18 protein-coding genes are annotated in these 18,292 nt (G+C 36.1%); 14 read left to right on the top strand and 4 right to left on the bottom strand.

Going from position 1 to position 18,292, the window contains the following annotated elements:
- The first annotated feature begins 306 nt into the window (after positions 1-306).
- Positions 307-903, top strand: coding sequence for an SHOCT domain-containing protein (locus tag B3P16_RS00090; protein ID WP_286840813.1), 597 nt, complete (start codon positions 307-309; stop codon positions 901-903).
- Between the two features lie 56 nt (positions 904-959).
- On the top strand, positions 960-1,094 hold the full coding sequence (locus B3P16_RS00085) for a hypothetical protein (protein ID WP_286840811.1): 135 nt from the start codon (positions 960-962) through the stop codon (positions 1,092-1,094).
- Between the two features lie 229 nt (positions 1,095-1,323).
- Here the strand turns inward: B3P16_RS00085 and dapB are convergent, their stop codons facing one another.
- On the bottom strand, positions 1,324-2,118 hold the full coding sequence (gene dapB / locus B3P16_RS00080; RefSeq protein WP_286840809.1) for a 4-hydroxy-tetrahydrodipicolinate reductase: 795 nt from the start codon (positions 2,116-2,118) through the stop codon (positions 1,324-1,326).
- Positions 2,119-2,294: 176 nt separating this feature from the next.
- Here dapB and B3P16_RS00075 point away from each other — a divergent pair, with 176 nt between their 5' ends.
- From B3P16_RS00075 to B3P16_RS00060, 4 genes are all read left to right on the top strand, one after another.
- On the top strand, positions 2,295-2,732 hold the full coding sequence (locus B3P16_RS00075) for an AraC family ligand binding domain-containing protein (RefSeq protein ID WP_286840807.1): 438 nt from the start codon (positions 2,295-2,297) through the stop codon (positions 2,730-2,732).
- Between the two features lie 336 nt (positions 2,733-3,068).
- A complete protein-coding gene (locus tag B3P16_RS00070) occupies positions 3,069-5,291 on the top strand; it encodes a glycosyltransferase (protein ID WP_286840805.1) in 2,223 nt (740 codons plus the stop codon).
- A gap of 277 nt (positions 5,292-5,568) precedes the next feature.
- The gene (locus B3P16_RS00065) at positions 5,569-5,691 is read left to right on the top strand and encodes a hypothetical protein (RefSeq protein ID WP_286752179.1); all 123 of its coding nucleotides are present in this window, start codon (positions 5,569-5,571) and stop codon (positions 5,689-5,691) included.
- A 392-nt stretch (positions 5,692-6,083) separates the two neighbouring features.
- On the top strand, positions 6,084-6,455 hold the full coding sequence (locus B3P16_RS00060; RefSeq protein WP_286752178.1) for a response regulator: 372 nt from the start codon (positions 6,084-6,086) through the stop codon (positions 6,453-6,455).
- A gap of 10 nt (positions 6,456-6,465) precedes the next feature.
- On the opposite strand, the gene B3P16_RS00055 is transcribed toward B3P16_RS00060, so the two are convergent.
- Entirely contained in the window at positions 6,466-6,762 is a 297-nt protein-coding gene (locus B3P16_RS00055) for a hypothetical protein (RefSeq protein ID WP_286769542.1), read from the bottom strand.
- 159 nt (positions 6,763-6,921) lie between these two features.
- Between B3P16_RS00055 and B3P16_RS00050 the strand changes: the two genes are divergently transcribed.
- A complete protein-coding gene (locus tag B3P16_RS00050) occupies positions 6,922-7,314 on the top strand; it encodes a hypothetical protein (RefSeq protein WP_286840802.1) in 393 nt (130 codons plus the stop codon).
- Between the two features lie 642 nt (positions 7,315-7,956).
- Here the strand turns inward: B3P16_RS00050 and B3P16_RS00045 are convergent.
- Together B3P16_RS00045 and B3P16_RS00040 are read right to left on the bottom strand one after the other, a co-directional pair.
- On the bottom strand, positions 7,957-8,568 hold the full coding sequence (locus tag B3P16_RS00045) for a hypothetical protein (RefSeq protein ID WP_286840801.1): 612 nt from the start codon (positions 8,566-8,568) through the stop codon (positions 7,957-7,959).
- 46 nt (positions 8,569-8,614) lie between these two features.
- On the bottom strand, positions 8,615-9,226 hold the full coding sequence (locus B3P16_RS00040; protein ID WP_286840799.1) for a DUF4304 domain-containing protein: 612 nt from the start codon (positions 9,224-9,226) through the stop codon (positions 8,615-8,617).
- 586 nt (positions 9,227-9,812) lie between these two features.
- On the opposite strand from B3P16_RS00040, the gene B3P16_RS00035 reads away from it, so the two are divergent.
- The 7 genes from B3P16_RS00035 (at position 9,813) to B3P16_RS00005 (ending at position 18,287) form a co-directional block, all read left to right on the top strand.
- Entirely contained in the window at positions 9,813-10,508 is a 696-nt protein-coding gene (locus B3P16_RS00035; protein ID WP_286752174.1) for a VIT1/CCC1 transporter family protein, read from the top strand.
- 236 nt (positions 10,509-10,744) lie between these two features.
- The gene (locus B3P16_RS00030; protein WP_286840797.1) at positions 10,745-11,947 is read left to right on the top strand and encodes an FAD-dependent monooxygenase; all 1,203 of its coding nucleotides are present in this window, start codon (positions 10,745-10,747) and stop codon (positions 11,945-11,947) included.
- Between the two features lie 78 nt (positions 11,948-12,025).
- Entirely contained in the window at positions 12,026-12,346 is a 321-nt protein-coding gene (locus B3P16_RS00025) for a hypothetical protein (protein WP_286840795.1), read from the top strand.
- A 947-nt stretch (positions 12,347-13,293) separates the two neighbouring features.
- Complete coding sequence (locus B3P16_RS00020; protein WP_286840794.1) at positions 13,294-13,857, top strand: YbjQ family protein; 564 nt, start codon at positions 13,294-13,296, stop codon at positions 13,855-13,857.
- A 144-nt stretch (positions 13,858-14,001) separates the two neighbouring features.
- Entirely contained in the window at positions 14,002-15,180 is a 1,179-nt protein-coding gene (locus B3P16_RS00015) for an AAA family ATPase (RefSeq protein ID WP_286840793.1), read from the top strand.
- Entirely contained in the window at positions 15,173-15,925 is a 753-nt protein-coding gene (locus B3P16_RS00010) for a hypothetical protein (protein ID WP_286840792.1), read from the top strand. Before B3P16_RS00015 ends, B3P16_RS00010 begins: the two co-directional genes overlap by 8 nt.
- A gap of 655 nt (positions 15,926-16,580) precedes the next feature.
- Positions 16,581-18,287, top strand: coding sequence for a S8 family serine peptidase (locus B3P16_RS00005; protein ID WP_286840791.1), 1,707 nt, complete (start codon positions 16,581-16,583; stop codon positions 18,285-18,287).
- Positions 18,288-18,292 lie beyond the last annotated feature (5 nt).

Below are 18,292 nucleotides of genomic sequence, written 5' to 3'. Positions count from 1 at the left end.
TCCTTGGCATGGGTCATACATTCAACACATTACAGCTGACCTTTGGCATGGATATTTAAACCGCTTCAAAATTATAAGCTCATAAGATGTTAAAACCACAGAAGTCTATGTGAGAATTGTAGATGGAAAAAGCAATAAGGATTATACAGTTTTCTTTGCGCCATGTTGTTGCAGATGGTTATAAGATTAAATAGAATCTATAAGCAAATCTCAGCCTTTCTTTTACTTTCTCTTTACGGGTTCCCGTATAATTTCATTTTTAACAAGCTTTAGTTTTGCTTCAAGTTATTATAAAGAACATAGACAATGGAAATATTTTTAGGATGGATTATCTTTTCGTTAGCAGTGGGTGCTATTGGTATTAATAGAAATATAGGTTTTGCCGGAGCATTCTTTCTTTCATTATTCCTATCTCCGGTTATTGGACTCATTTTTACTCTGGTGTCTAAATCAGACGAGCAACTCAAATTTGAAACGGAATTGCTTTCACATACAAAAAAGCAAACCGATGGCATCTTAAATGCTGGTCATAAGTCATTTACAGATGAGTTATTTAAACTTAAGACATTGTTGGACTCCGGTCTGATTAGCAGAGAGGAGTTCGAGTCGGAAAAGGAGAATTTAAGACGAAATGCCCCTATTAAGAAAACGGTACTCGCCTTATATTGCTCGCAGACTCCAAGTATGTCAGGAACACTGATGGTAAGGGTGGGGGATATAGGAGGTTTCGTTACTTTACCTTGGAGTAAGAATGATGCAATAGATTTCGATGTACAGACAGATGAAGTGAAGGTGGTGATTAGTCCTAAATCAGTATTCGCGAGCGAAAAGACCGTATATCTTAAAACTATCAAAGATGAGGCTGCTTATTACGATATTTTTGAAGTCTATAGCAGGTCATAGGCTATTAGAAATATGCGGCTATGAATAAACATACTTTATAAATAAATTTCAAAATTATGGCACTAAAACCAGGACCAAAAAGAATTGCCGAATCGACAGGCAAACCAGACAGAGGCCAAAGAGACAACAAAGAAACTCCAGGCAATACGCCTTCTTTATCTCCTCCAAAAAGACAACAAGGGAAGAAGTAGTATTTTTTCTTAATACACAATGCAATAACTTTGCATTGTGTATTTAAATATTCTAAGGATCTCAAAGCCTGCTGAAATGGAGGCTCTATAAATCGTTGATGAGAGGTGTATGCATCCGCAATGGAGAATAAGAGCATTTATGTAAAACGGTTATATCGAACGGCTCAACCGAAGCTTAAGTGGTCCGCATCAGGTATGCTCACATTCCTGCTGATAATTTTAATCTGATTTAGAAATCCATTACTGTGTCCAAGCCGCGTTTGAGTCCCTTAAATGTATCTATTTTATTTAAAGCTATAAAAATGCCTTTAAGATAAGGTGCTGCGCCGCTTCCTGCTTCGTGTTTAATATTCAGTCTTTCGTCTTCCATACCAAAGACTGTTTCGACACCGAGTATATGACCCGGAAGGCGAACTGCGTGGACTTGAATGCCATTGATTGTAGCTCCCCTCGTTTCTTTATAACCAATGGTATTTTCTATAGGCACATCCAAAACTGGTTTTTGAATCTTAGAAAGGCGATAGGCAAGTTCAGCAACTGTTCCACTTGGGGCGTCTACCTTCTTTTGGGAAGCATAGTCTATTATTTCGAAGTGATCAATATATTTTGCTGCAGTTTCCGAAAATCTTTGTAATAAAACAGCCGTTATTGAAAAATTACCAGCAGCTAACACAGATACATTTTTTTCCTCGGCAAGCGAGCCGATCTCTTCATATTCCAGATCTGAAAGCCCCGATGTACCAACAATACTATTTTTTCCATTCTTAATTGAAGCTATAATATTTTCCTTTGCAATTTTTGGGGATGTAAAATCAATCAAAATATCAAAATCCACCTTTTCAATTGCTTTTTCAATTGAATCAAATAGCGGAATTACCGCTTGATCTAAACCTAAAATGTCCGATAAATTTTCTTCGGATCTTGAAAGCCCACCGACTAATGTATAATCTGAACTAGCCACGATCGCTTTGCTCAATTCTTTACCGACCCAACCTGTGGCTCCGGCTATAAAAACTTTTTTCATACTAATTTCTATTTTATTTATTTTACTTCAAATACAACCTGTATTTCTACAGATAAATTTTCCGGTATAGATGATGACCAAGTGCTATCATGTTCATTTTTTCATGCCTACCGATATTATTAAATGATAGTATAAAGTTAGCATATGTTTTTATTATTAAATTTGACAATAACTATATGCAAAACGACAAGAATAAATGTGGCTTAATTGAACGTAAGAAGGGAGAGTTTTCAGATCCAATAAATTTAGATGTTTATGTATGGTATCAAAATAACTGGACACATGATGATTATGAACATGTACATGCTCGAGGCCAATTAAGCTTTGTTTCCCAAGGATATCAATATTTTTATATTGAAAACAGCATATACCTGGTTCCTCAGAATCATGTCATTTGGATACCTTCCAAAGTAAAACACAAATCGCGTTCGGAAGCAGAACATGTCGATTTAATGGTTATACTATATGCAAATGTACCCAAAATCGACTTTTTCCGATCCGCACACGTATTTGCAGTGCCTACCGTATTGCGTGAGATGTTAGGTTATGCTTCTAAATGGAGCCAAAATTTTGAAGAAACAAAGAACAATATCATTTTTTGCAGGCAATATTGAATTGTTTACCTGACTTTTGTTCTGAAAAATCTCAGGAAAGGGGAGCCAGGTGTTTATTATTACCGCAATGGGGACACCAGTACATCTTAAAAAGGTTGCTCGCATACCGATGGAGAAGCAGGATGATCTATTGGACGGCGAACTGATTCAGCAAAAGGTTCGAGCATATATTATCCGATTCAAATTTTAACATAACATTAATAGTTTTTCAGATATAACATTCCAGCTAGCATTTCTCTCATTTTATTTTCGTACATTTATAAACCTCCCTACGTGTAGCACCTTGTCAAAGATACAAGAAGATCGTATGCAAGGACTTCACTTAAAAAATCCAACATGATTTCAAAAACAAAAAAAGGAGTTGCGTTCCTTTCCACTTTTCCTCCACGCGCCTGCGGTATTGCAACCTATACAACAGATCTGATAAATGCTATCGCGAGTAAATTTGAAGAGTCGTACCGGCTAATTCCCATACCGATTGTAGATAATAATACATCGCAAGATGATGGCCCATTGGGGAAGCTAGATATTTTAAATCCGCTTTCATTCGATAATATCCTTCAAAACATCCTGTGTGATCTGGATATTAAATTGATTTGTGTCGAACATGAGTTTGGTCTCTTCCTTGGTCAGGAGGCTAAATTCATATCTTTTCTTTCGGATCTCAATGCAGCACAACTTGCTACTGTTGTCACTTTCCATACAGTGTTGCCAGCACCTGATCGCACTATGCTCGAACATGTATCTGCCATTGCTTATCATTGCTCGCAAATCATCGTGATGACCCAGGGATCTGCCGATATCCTTATTCATAATTACAAAATTCCAACCAGTAAAATAACTGTAATTGCGCACGGCACCCATTTAGCCCCAGCTAAGGATAAATATGCCATTCTTGAGTATTTTAACCTAGTTGGCAAGAAAGTCCTCAGTACATTTGGTTTGCTGGGGCCCAGCAAGAGTATAGAAACCACACTTTATGCACTTCCATCTATTATCGAACAAAACCCAAATGTGATATTCCTTGTTTTAGGAATGACACACCCCAACCTGCTTCGAATTGATGGAGAGTCGTATAGAAATGAGCTTGAGGCAATAGTTGATGAATTCGGTATTTCAGCTCATGTGCGTTTTATTAACGAATTTCTTTCCACGGAAGACTTATTAGCCTATCTATCTATAACCGACGTATACCTTTTTACGTCAAAAGATCCGCTACAGGCCGTTAGCGGTACGTTTTCTTATGCGCTGAGCTCCGGATGCCCCATTATCTCTACGCCAATCCCGCATGTGAAGGAGGTTTTAAAGGAAGATATGGGCACCATAATAGATTTTCAAGCTTCTGATCAGCTCGCAGCTGCTGTCAATCATATTTTGGATGATGAACTTCAATTAAGCAAGATTCATCATGTTAACCTTGAGAAGATGGTCAAGACTTCCTGGCAAAACGTTGCTATAGCTCATGTATATCTTTTTGAGCTTCTTATAGATAAAAAAGGGAAAATGATCTACTCCATTCCACCGCTGAATCTGGACCATATTTTTCGGATGTCCGATGAGCGCGGCTTTGTTCAATTTGCTGATATTTCCACGCCGGACCTTTCAAGCGGTTATGCTTTGGATGACAATGCAAGAGCGCTTATAGCCATGTTACATCACTATAGATTATACGAAACCTACGAAGACCTTGGTCTGATACAGAAATATCTGGATTTTATAGGTCATTGTATGCAAGAGGACGGCACGTTTCTGAATTATGTAGATATCTACGGTAATTTCACGATACAAAACCAGCAGGAGAATCTTGAAGATGCCAACGGTCGAGCAGTCTGGGCTCTGGGCGAAGTGGTGGGCATGGCCAATCTTTTGCCGGAAAGAATGGTTAAGCTTGCAATAGAACTCCTGGAGCGAGCCTCCAAACATGCTTTAGTGTATTTTTCGACAAGATCGATGGCCTTCACGATTAAGGGACTGAGTTTTATGAAGGGCAAAAATTATAAAGCTATAATCCAGGCACTTGCGGATCGATTGGCAGCCATGTTTAAACATGAGAGCTCTACGGACTGGCAGTGGTATGAATCGTATATGACCTATGGCAATAGTGTTATTCCGGAGGCTATGTTAATCGCCTATGAGACAACTGGGGATTGCCGCTACAGAGATATTGCCTGTCAATCTTTTGATTTCTTGTTGAGCAAGATTATTGTTGACAATGAGGTTCATGTGATTTCCAACAAAGGATGGTCACAACGAGACCAGCCGGCAACCAAAACTAGGGGCGGGGAGCAGCCCATTGATGTTGCCTATACCATTATTGCACTAGATAGGTTTTATAAGTTTACAAGAGATGAGCAGTATAAGAGAAATATACGAATCGTATTTGAATGGTTTCTGGGAAGGAACCATATTCGGCAGATTGTTTATAATCCTATTACCGGCGGATGCTTTGACGGCCTGGAAGAGCATACAATCAACATCAATCAAGGTGCAGAATCCACAATAAGCTATTTAATGGCCCGGCTTAAGATGGCGGATTATATGAATGAACCTGTTCGTTAGTTTATTTAAAAAACTTGATGCCTGATTGTCAATTATTATGCGTACATTTATTACTGCGATCTGCTATTCATCTTAACCCATTCAGTAGATCCAATATGATAAATACACTTGTTTTATCTTTAAATTCTCCACGATATACCTTTCGGAAATTTTCAGTTCAACAACTAGCAGCTTGCGTACTTCAAAGAGTAAATACGATTCAGCTTAATATTATTCCTTCCGATCAATCATAGCTATTGAAAGTAAAAGGACCATCATTTTATAAAATCCATACATCATGAGTAAAGACATTAAAAAGGAAAAAAGCACCAAAGAGAAAGCACAATCTTCTTATCAAAAGGAAAAAGATGGCTCCTCTAAAGAGGTAACGGATAATGTTTTCCGTAAAAAAAAGAAATAGGCAATCGAAAAGGTAGCTTATTTTTGCACTTGCACAAGGCAGATTATTTTGAAGCGGGTATACAGTCTGGATTATTACACCAGGCTTTTGCTCGCTTTTTTTATTTGCAAAGCTGAATGATATACCCATTGTTTTGACAACAAAATGAGTTTCATCACAAAGCGATGTTTTTATACGTCTTCGTCTGAATATACACGTGAAGTATGGGTAATGACGTTTGAAGTAGAACCAAATATATTCGATGGGCGTTCAATTTTAAAAAGCTCTAGGGCGATAAACTTACTCAATGGAAAAGCTCATTAAGAGCTAATCAACAATCAAGGAAGGTGGATCTTATGCCTAAGATCCATTTTTTAATAAGTGATGAAAAAAATATTTCTTAAAAAAATAAGATGAAAAAGACAATAGTAGTGTGCGATGATGATAAAGAAATACTAAATGCATTTTCCTTGGTGTTAGAGAATCAGTATACGATTGTTATATCTGTAGCAAACAGTTTAGTCCTGACGGAAGTGTTGGATACTATGAATGCTGATATACTCTTTTTGGACATTCATATGCATGCACGGAATGGTGACATGATACTCCGTGATCTAAAGAGTTCCGCTAAATATGATAAGCTGCCCGTGATTATGATGTCAGGTCATATCGACGGAAGAAGAATCTCTTTGGAATGTGGGGCAGAAGGTTTTTTAACAAAGCCTTTTGAACTTACTGATCTGGAAAACTATATACGAAGATTTGTTTATGAAAGTGAATCGTAATGCCCAATCGTCAAAATAGAGCTTGCCTGCACTTCTTACTCATATTAAATAGCTTATACACGAGCTCCATCGAGGTTACCTCCTTACCGCGGAACGCCGATATCGAGATTGAGTGTATAGTATAGATCTGATATACAGCTGCCTGGCAGAGCCAGTCCAGTTGGAATATCGTATCTAAATATTTCTGGATGTGAAGAGACGACCAATAGCAGCCAATGTTGTCATCGGCACCACTGTCTTTAGCGATATAGGAGGGAGCTATGTCGATTTCTTTGGCGGTGGCTCTACCAGCTATTAGAGGCTTCATCCATCCAATGGCCTATAAAAAATGAGAAACCCTAAATATCTATACTTTATACAATATTACTAATATATTTAGTAATATTGTAAAATGAAACCTCTGGAAATCTTTTGCCGAAATCGGGTAATGTACGCTCAAATTACCGTGCATGATAAAAGCATGGGCATGAAAGATTATCATCTTTACAACAAAAATGGTCTTGCTTTTTATGTTTTCAGGAAATCTCAGGGAGAGTGGGAATTGGCATTCGGTGTACTCGCCGATGACATCAAGGAAGCGTGCATTGACGCCCTTATACTTCGCTTTGATACGGATGTGCCTGAGTTGTTTTATCATCATGGAAAACGTCAGGTAGTGGAAGTTCGGGCCAAGAAATACAGCCTTTGGCATATTTATCTCAATAATGCCTATGTAGGAAGTATTCAGTATGCCCCATTCACTAAACAGTTCAATTACCACCTAGATGACAATTGCTTATTGACCGATGATCACGTGCAAAAGTATATAGCCATGATACAACGTGGGGAATTAAAGTGGATAAAGGACGATATTCGATGAAAAAGAATATAAAAGGAATAAAAAAAAACCTTGAGTCTGGGAGGGGCGAAACCTGTTTGGTTTTAAAAAAATTATTTCTAGCTATTGAGCACGGAGTACGAGCTGTCAAAAAGTTTTCTGTTACCAGATTTCTAACTATAGATGATCTATGCACCAAAAAATATTTTACATTGACGGATCAGGTGTGGATGATCATGGAAGAACTTTTTAATAAAAGACGGTTGTCATTATCGAAGAGTAGGTTGATCTGGAATTTTCGTAAGACAGATAATAATATTTGATGAAGTGAAATAGCCTTTTGGAATGGAATTAATATTAGGAAGGAATTTTTGAACAACATTTTATAAGAAATGAACAACAATTATCTCAACTAATCTCGCGATCTTTACAGTAGATGAAAGCCCAAAGCCCGTTAACATCTAGCCCAAGCGGACATCTAGCCAAAATTGCCTCCCTTAACGGCTATAAGGGAGGCTTTTTTTTAATTTTTACCTTCTTAAAATTGTTGAATAAATCAGCTACGTTAAGCATGCCAACATTACTCCCTTGGTCAAATATGCAATTACTGGTTGGAAATTTCATATTTTCTTCAAAGGAGTTCCCTATATGATCTAATCTTCGCTATGCAAAATACCTTACGTACTATTTCCAGTAACCTTTAAGGTATTTGTCAATCTGATTTCTGTTGCTTAAATCGATTAATTGCAAGCTATTCCAGTCCGCTAAAACCATTTCGTATTCTTCTCCTAAGCTATATAGTGCGTCTTTAATCAATTTGAAATGTTCTCGTGAAATTTCCGTTCGAGAAGCTGTCGCGTTGATCGAAAGCCAAATATGTTTTACAAATTCTTCTTCCGTATCAAAAAATACAGTGAAGTTTGAGAAACCAAAAGCTTTAGTGGATGTTGTTTCGCAGTTGGCTATTTTATAGCCGACATAGTTAATGCTTTCTGCTTTTTCAAATTTATAATTTGTTAATAGTTGACTCAGCGGCTCTGTTAGGATTTCTTTTGAAAAAGTCGTTATAGACATCTGGCCGACTTCGAATATTTCAGTAAAACCCAGACCCTCTCTCGATTGATCCGCGAGAACTTTTACTTCTGTAATCCTCTTCTCTATAGACTCCCTATTTTCGGCGGGGACAATTTCAATTTGACAATAATCGTCGTCCCAAGAAAGGGGCAAGTATGCATTCCTCTTAGTTTTTGATGCAATCTTTCGTTTAAATATTCTGAAAAAGTCTAATATCTTCATCCTGTCTTAATCGCTGTATAAAATGCCAATTAAAAAATCTATTTTATTAAATTAAACCGTGCTTTTCTGCATATTCTTTGAGCCTCGCTAGTTGATGTCGATTATAATTTTCATTTGATATTTTCCTGTATTCGACTCTGGCTTTATCCAGGAGCTTTATCTCTGCGAAAAACGTCATTTTAGCGGCGGTGTGCAGTAAGGTTTCAGAAGCTTCCAGTTCGTTGATAAGCTTTTGTACTGTGTTTAACTTTTCAAAGAACGGTAAAATAAAGCCTGAAATATTATATTTCATTTCAGCAACTAGTCCGTCACCATCTGTCGTCGTTGTTACAGTATACCAAGTATCGTCTAGACCTCTCATACAACCAATTCTTTTTCTTATTAAACACTCAGGTTCGGTGGGATATGCCGGTACATCTTTGTTATGATAGTTAAAGCACGCTAGCCAATACTCGGTTGAAAATATTCCAACGTTTACGGTGAAACGGATATCGTCTTTGGTGCTATATCTACTTTTTTGAATATTAATGATGTGACCAATTTTCTCAAGCGGCAGATAAAAGTTTTTGGCCTTCTTTTTAAAACCAAGCGGTTTTAAGATTTCAATAAAGCTTTCTTTTATGATTCTGTCAAATTTTTCTTGGGTTTCTGTTCTCATAAATCACTGTGTTACCATTATAATTATTCAATTTTTGAAAAGCGGAAGGCCTCAAAAATGGTAAGTCTTCAAACCCACCTTAGCATCCTCCGTAATTTACATATCTATTATGTTATTAAAGTAATATAAGTGTTTCAAGTCACAAACTGGTTTTGGATTATCGGATACGGTTTGGACGATTTCTATGTTTACAGTAGCGTTATTAATCCATTTGTTTATGATTTGGAAACGCAATATGCCAACATTCGGCCTGGTAGCAGTTTGGGCTTTAATGGCTATTGTAGTCGCAAATACAAAAAACAATAACCTTGTTTTCTTATCCGCTATTATCGCGGCTGTTATTATCTTTCTAAACGTGGTTACATATTATATTCGATTTAGAAAGGAGAAGGTTGCTTACTCTTGATCTTTTTACTGAAATTTAGCGACGTTTTCTAAAATTTTGCTTGTTCATATTGTGACAACAGTTATAAAACATTACAATGGAAGCTACACTATGACGATCTTTTGTATTGACTGGAAATTACTTTACCACAAAAGCATATAATTTAGTACATTTAATTATCTTTTACTCATACATATAGTTATGCACCTTCCATTAGAAAAGCATTATGTTAATCGTGTGGGTTGGCTTCGTGCTGCGGTATTAGGCGCCAATGATGGACTGTTATCGACTACAAGTATTGTTATTGGAGTTGCGGCCGCTAATCCTGATCGGAATACCATTGTATTGGCTGCGTTGGCAGGTTTGATTGCAGGAGCAATGTCTATGGCTGCGGGGGAATACGTTTCGGTAAGCTCGCAGGAAGATACTGAAAAAGCAGATCTATTGCGTGAGCAAAAAGAGCTCGAAGAAATGCCAGAGCTAGAGTTGCAGGAGTTGGCGAAGGTCTATGAGAAGAGAGGAGTAAGTCCGGAGACAGCACAGCAAGTTGCGCGAGAACTCACCGCGCACGATGCATTAGGGGCTCATGCTCATGATGAATTGGGGATAAATGAAATAACGCAAGCCAAGCCTCTGTTGGCGGCAATAGCATCATTTGGCTCTTTTGCTCTCGGAGCCGTGCTTCCATTTATGGTATCATTATTTGCACCAATTGAGCTGATGGTCTATTTACAATATGGTTTTACGATTATTTTTTTAATGATTCTTGGGGCAATTTCTGCAAAAACAGGGGGCTCAAATATAGGCGTTGCTGTGGGCAGGATCTGTTTTTGGGGTACCATAGCAATGGGTGTGACTGCATTAATAGGTCATCTTTTTGGAGTAAATATCGCTTAGTTCATTAGCTATAAATTCTTTCAGTACTTGTTGCAGTTTCGATTACAGCATTTTTTGTATTCAGTCTTTCATATGCCGGTATAAAGTACCGAGACTTTATAGTGTGTTTTTACACAAAAAAAGCTTTACTTGCTTTTTCGGATTTTTATAGAACCCGTGTGAAAAATTTGCGTGTATTTTTGAACTACTTTGATCTTTAGGTTGTTTGTCTAATCAAAAAATTGAAAATTATAATTATGAAAGACAAAAAAATATTAGTTTCGGGTGCTAGCATCGCCGGTCCTACATTGGCTTACTGGCTGGATAGGTACGGCTTCGAGGTTACCGTGATAGAGCGTGCAGCAGCCTTGAGACTGGGTGGACAGAATATAGACGTGAAAGGACCAGCAAAAGAAATTGCGCTTAAGATGGGTATTTTAGAAGAGATCCGCGCACATAATACCACCGAGATTGGGCTACGTTTCGTTAATTCCGACAATCATACAATAGCAGAATTTCCATCTGATAGTTCAATGAGCATGACTCAGGAACTTGAGATCCTACGTGGCGATCTGGTTAAGATACTGTACGATCTCACCGCGAAGCGTGTAGAATATATTTTTGGTGATCACATCATTGATTTGATAGAAAGTGAAAATGAGGTCAAGGTGGATTTTGCAAGTGGAAAGAAGGGTATCTTTGATATTGTGGTTATAGCTGAAGGTATCGGTTCTGCAACGCGTGATCTTGCCTTTGGCGGTCGTCCTCGTTTTAACTATTTAGGTTTATATACCGCTTATCTTACTATCCTTCGAAATAATACCGACAGTCGATGGGCACGTTGGTATAATGCGCCAAAGGGCATTGTATTTATGTTGAGGCCTGATAATTATGGAAAGACAAGGGCTTCGGTAACTTTTCTGGCAAAAGAGAACGCGTATAAATACCTAAGTGAAGCAGATCAGAAAAGAGCGCTTATTGATCGTATACAAGGTGCAGGCTGGGAATCTGAACGATTAGTTAATGAGATAAAAGAGAGTGAAGATCTTTATTTTGAGAGGGTCAGCCAAGTCAAGACTGATAAATGGACTAGGGGAAGGGTTGTCATTACAGGTGATGCCGCTTGGTGTGCTACACCAATAGCAGGAAAAGGTACAGACCTTGCCGTGGCAGGAGCCTATATCCTTGCTGGAGAGCTTTATAGAGCAGGTAATTATGAAGAGGCTTTCCGTAACTACGAAAAAATAATGAAACCCTACGTTCAAGAGTGTCAAAAGCTGCCTCCGGGTATTCCTCGTATAGTATATCCGGAGTCGAGAGTCGGAGTTGCACTCCTAAATCAATTGATAGCCATTGTTGGAAGCAAACCTGTAAAATGGTTGATGCGCGTTTTTTCAGGAGATAAAAAAGACAATAAGAAGAATAGAGAGAAAGAAATTATACTACCAGATTACGAATAGGTAACACTTAGCCGCGAAACAAAAAAAGAGTTTTTGTTAGTTTCTATTGTCACTAAAATATATGATCGGAATAAAAATATGATTCAAGAAAAAACTGACAGTTTTGATGGCAATATATCAGGGGTTGTTGATATCAGATATGACAATTCAAATAAACCAATCGAGCTAAATTCTTCTTATTTTAAAGAAACAAAAAATTATAAATACAATTCACATGGCGATATAGAAGAAGAAAAAAGCAGATCAGAAGAAAGCCCTACCATACAATCATCAACCTTTTCATATATTTATGATAATTATGAAAATTGGGTTGAACAAAAGCAGATTATTAAAAGAAATCCTAAAGACGAATTTGAAGGTGGAATTTTAATAAAAAGGAAGATCGAATATTATGAATAAAACGACCACTAAAAAGTGGTATTTGTTTTTTTTAATGGTTCGATGATTACTTTGTTTTTACAATAATTGATCAACATTGGGGTGGAAGGATACGAAATTCTATCGATTTGAGACAAGTTTTTATTATTAATCAGCAAATTGACGGAGGTAAAGTTTCAAAATGTCAAACGATATAATTTCGCCCGAACTTTTGTAGAACACGATAGCATCCCTTTAAATGGGGGCACACATCCAATTGTTGACATCAGTTATTTTTGTAAGCAAAATTCAATGAAAAGGATATAAACGGAAAAAAACCTTGAGTCTGGGAGGGGTGAATCCTGTTTGGTTTTTGAAAAAACATTATTTCTAGCTGTTGAGCACGGAGTACGAGCAGTCAAAAAGTTTTCTGTTACCTGATTTTTGAATATAGAAATTCTAAGCATTAAAAAATATTTTACATTGACAGATCAGGTTTGGATGATCATGGAAGAACTTTTTGATAAAAGACGCCTGTCATTATCGAAGAGTGGGTTGATCTGGAATTTTCGTAAGACAGATAATAATATTTGATGAAGTGAAATAGCCTCTTGGAATTGAATTATAATTAGAATGAAATTTTTGAACAACATTTTATAATAAATGAACAACAATTATCTCAACTAATCTCACGATCTTTACAGTAGATGAATGCCCAAAGCCGGTTAACATCTAGCCCAAGCGGACATCTAGCCAAAATTGCCTCCCTTAACGGTTATAAGGGAGGCTTTTTTGTTTATTTTATGGCCTTATTAAACCTAAATAAATCATCTACGGTTTCCCGTAACCAATCTTACTTTCAAACTAATACTTTAGCCCTACAGTTTGTAATAATCTTGAAAGTTAATATCTGTAAACATATTAATTCAGCATAAATAATGTATATTAGGCTTGGGTATTAACCTTGCCCGATTGAAAAGTATAATGCTATGATAGTAACCACGACCAATTCCATCGAAGGGAGGGAGATTTCACGATATAATGATCCAATAGCTGCCAATGTAGTCATCGGCACCAATATCTTTAGCGATATAGGAGCGAGTTATATAGATTTCTTTGGCGGTCGCTCTACCAGCTATGAGAAGAAGATGCAGGAAATGTACAAGCGTGTTACCGAAACGCTCAAGCAACGGGCTCAGGCAGTTCGTGCTGATGCTATTATAGGACTTAGTGTAGATATCGACGAAATTTCAGGAAAGGGGAGCCAGATGTTTATGATTACGGCAGTGGGGACGCCAGTACATCTCAAAGAGGTTGCTCGCGTTCTCGTAGAGAAGCGGGATGATCTATTGGATGGCGAATTGATTCAGCAAAAGGTCCGAGCAGATATTATCCTAGAAAATTATAAGTCGGTAGAATCTATCAATAAAGAAACAGCTGAATTCATCGCTACATCAGGCCTAAGGAAATTTGAAACACTTGTGTTCAAAGCAATGAATGAGGATTATGGTATAGAACAAACTCCAAAAGATAAACTGGAAATGCTGTTCTGATCAACTATTTTTTTAATCAATCCCTCTAGATTTTCAAGATAAAATAAATTTAATTAAATATATAACAGAATGGCTTTATTAAGCTTAAGTATTAGTTTTTCTCAATTGAATAATAGTACTAATAAGTAGTAGTAATATACAAAAATGATAAGAATAAACACTATTAAAATTGTAGGCATTGGACCTATTAAAGATTTAGAACTTAAGTTCGATAATCATTTCAATATTATTTGTGGTCAGAATGGAATTGGTAAAACCACAATATTAGATTGCCTAGCTCAGTCATTTGCAGGTTCTCGAACAACTTTAAAAAAGACAGCTGGATTTGAAAAAGGACAATGGGATGTTAATGTCTCGATTAATGGAAATACTTCTTCCAAATCATTCTTAACGGTTCAATTCCATCCAAATGAAACCAGTCGAAACTTTAACGGTTTTTATCAAAATTCGAATGATGTTATTGTTTTTAAAACTCATAGAAATATAGAATATAAAAAGTTGAGCTCACTAGGAACAGACCAAGTTAAAGATGTTCATGCGTTTTCACAAGAGACAATTAATGGTTTTGTATCAACCGAGTTGAAAAATTGGTTTGTTAATCGATTTCTATTTTCGGCTCAACCAAATACATTAGACGAAAACCAAATGAAAAATTACGAGTTAGCTAGGGAATGTTTTACTATATTAAATCCATCTATAAAGTTTTCAAAGGTGTTACCTAATTCCTTTGATATCTTACTTTCCTCTCCATTTGGGGAAATTTATTTCGAATATTTATCTTCTGGGTATAAGTCTAGCTTAGCGCTAATTCTGGGATTAATACAGGAGATCGAATTAAGGTATAAAAATCCAAGTAAATTTATTAAAGATTTTGATGGGATTGTCTTAATAGACGAAATCGACTTACATTTGCATCCTGAATGGCAGGCAAAAATATATGATGCCTTAAAGTTTATTTTGCCTAAGGCACAAATAATAACCTCCACTCACAGTCCACATATTATTCAAGTGTCAAATGCGAATGAAATTATACCACTGGTAATAAATGATGCAAATGAAGTAAAAATAAATATGATTGTTAATCAATCGTATGGCTGTCAAGGATGGACAGTTGAAGAGATTCTAACGGATGTTATGGGAATGACCGAAACAAGAACATCTACATACCTGAATGCTATTTCAAATTTCAATACTGCCATTGATAACGAAGATTTTGAGAAAGCAAAAGCACAATTTTTAATTTTAGATGCAATGTTACATCCAGAAAATTCATTAAAAAAGATTTTAAAAATTCAATTAACTGGAATATCGACAAATGATTAAGCTAGATAGAACACCTAAACCTGTTGAGCTTACCGAAGAATTGCAAGTTGCTTTGACAGAAGAGTTTAAATCGACAGGAAAGTCAGTTTGGAACGTTAACTTTATCAAAAAAGAATTATTAGCATATTCTAATGACAAATGTTGCTATTGTGAAGCAAATATACAAGAAGAAAGCAAATATTTGGAAGTTGAACATTTTCATCATAAAGATATATATAAAGATGAAGTTTTGGAATGGGACAATTTACTTCCTTCTTGTAAAAAATGCAATGGCACAAAAAATGACCACGATACCAAATTAGAGCCAATAATTGACCCAAGTAAAATTGATCCAAGAAATCATTTAAAATATTGGCGTTATAGAATTAAAGGTTCGGACGATTTTGGTAAATTAACAGTTTCTGTTCTTAAACTCAACGACCAAGACAGATTAGTAAAAAAACGATTCGAAATTGGCAATGCGATTCAAGAAAAATTGGAGCAATTGAACGAATTAACAGATGATTATTTGAATGGAATTCAAACAAGTACACGTAGAAAGAATAGAATTGTTAATGGAACAAAAGATTTAATGAAAGAAGGACTTCCAACTGCTATTTATTCAGCAACATCTGCCACCGTAATTTTAACAGATGTTGAATTTGAATCACTAAAAATTAAATTGAACTCCTTAGGATTATGGGATGCAGAATTATCTCAGCTGGAAATCGATTTAAATAAAACGGCCTTAAAACTTGAAAAATAGAATATTCCGAAGTGATTTGTAGTTGTAATTCTGTGCCGGGGATACGCTTAATATCAAATTTAGAATTATATGATCTTGAATGTAAAAAAAGGTATTTGCAACGTAAAACATTTAATTGACACACAAGAAATTCTGTTTTTATTTTTTTTGCTCTTTATCTTGGCTTTTGGTATTGGCGATATAAAAACTGGGGAACTGCATCTACATGAAGTAAAGATAATATATTTTGTGGGGTGGATGCTAAAATTTTATTAAGGTCAAGCACTGTGACTTTATCAAATTTCTCGATGCTAACAGATGCCTTTTTATACTGTATAATTTCAGCAAAGTATAACGAAATATCTGCTTTGTAGTGCCGATTATTCGTTATAGACACTTAGTTAACATATAGCCAACATTGCTTCCCTTGGCGGTTATCAAGGGGGCTTTTTTGTTTATTTTATTGTCTAATTAAAACTGCTGAATAAATCAGCTACGGTTTCCCGTAACCAATCCTACTTTCAAACCAATACCTTAGCCTTAAAGTTTGTAATAATCTTGAGAGTTAATATCTGTAAATATATTAATTAAGCATAAATTATGTAAATTAGACTTGGCGATTAACCTTGCCCATTGAAAAGAATAATGCCATCTTTTATAACCAATTTTAATAGAAATGAACAAACCACATGTTTTATTAAGAACTGATATTCAGAATGAAGGAATTGTCCCTATGAAATATAATTATGGATTCGGGAAAACTGAGGAAGAAGAAGCTACTGATGAAGAAAAGGAGGAAGAGAATCAAATAAATTTAGCAGCTCTGGCCGATAATTTATATAAATCCGCAACGCAATTTCGCAGCACTCGTGATACACGTCACCAAAAAAGAAATGTAGGGCTTAATATACCCAAGCATATAGACTATGTAAAAATTAATTTCTTAGGTCAATTTGCAGTGAAGTATTATTTTAATGCTTGGTATAAACATTTCGGCTTAGAAATAGTTGAGGTAACAAATTTTGGTAGCACAATACTATTTGCAGTAGTTTCTGACAAAGAGCAAGAATTTCAAAACTTTTTATCCTCTATAGACACTTTAGTAGAAAATGCCAAAGATGGTGGTGATAGAATATATTCTCACCTTATACACTATATAGATACTTTCGAATTGCTGTCGTCCGATAATATAATTAAGACTGATGTAGAAGTAGACAGTATTCTGATTTTAAAAGTTCCCGAACTTATTGTAAACCCAGCATTTAAAGAAGTTATCTTAAAACGATTATTTCAATATCTAGAAGAGCAGGGAATAAAGTATACATATGATGAGGGCACAAATATCCTAGAAATTTATGTAGCGCCACTGCTAGATCTTGAGGAGGTAATTGACAATTTTGATATATTTCTACAAGTTACATCCAGTAGAGGTACTTTAGTAAGGCCTGATTCATTCAATCTTGCCAAAAAAGAGTATGGTTTTAATTTGATTAATATACCAGATTTTCCGATAGTCGGTGTAATTGATTCTGGAATTGGTAGTAATACGCCTCTAGACCCAGCAATAATTGCCGATAATAACTTAAATACTACGAATACACCTGTAAATGAGGATAACCTGTATGATGGACAAGGGCATGGAACGGCTGTTGCAGCTTTAATCAGTCTTGGTTCAGAAGCTATTACGAGAGAATATTTAGGAGACTTTACCGCATACTGTAGGTTACTTCCGATAAAAATAATAGATAAGTTCAGTTCCTTTTTATCGATTACTAAAATTGTTTCCACACTAAAGGAAGCAAAAATAAGATATCCAGATATAAAGATATTTACGCTGACTGTAAATTTCAAACAGCATAAAGAGTTTAATGAAAACTATTCAAATTACGCCTATTCTCTAGATCGTTTTGCTTACGAGAATGATTGCCTTATTTTTATAAGCACAGGGAACAATCTCGAGGCTGCTGGACAATATAACGGATACCATTTGCCTCATTTTAATAATGAATCAACCAATCTTTGTGTGCCAGCAGAATCATTAAATAATATGACCGTTGGTGCCTGTGCAGAGTCTTTTAGAAATGGAGAATTTTTTGGAATTTCTAACGGAAGGGAATACCCCACAATGTTTAGCCGAAAGGGTCATTATAATGACGCTCTGCTACAAAAAGGAGAGAAGAAAAATAAGCTGCTTTTTAAGCCGGACATGGTTATGGCCGGTGGAGATTACTGCTTAGATCGTTTCAAATGGGTTACAGTGGAAGGTAATGCAAGTATGATTTTGTTGTCTGCTGATCCTGCAGAAAGTTTTTATCAAAATGTAGGGACAAGTTTTGCGGCTCCTTTAGCGGCCAATGTTGGTGCAAGAGAGACTGTAACGTAAACTGT

The sequence above is a fragment of the Sphingobacterium sp. UBA7631 genome (assembly GCF_002483935.1).
GTDB classification, from domain to species: domain Bacteria; phylum Bacteroidota; class Bacteroidia; order Sphingobacteriales; family Sphingobacteriaceae; genus Sphingobacterium; species Sphingobacterium multivorum.
This window is presented reverse-complemented; position numbering and strand designations above follow the sequence as displayed.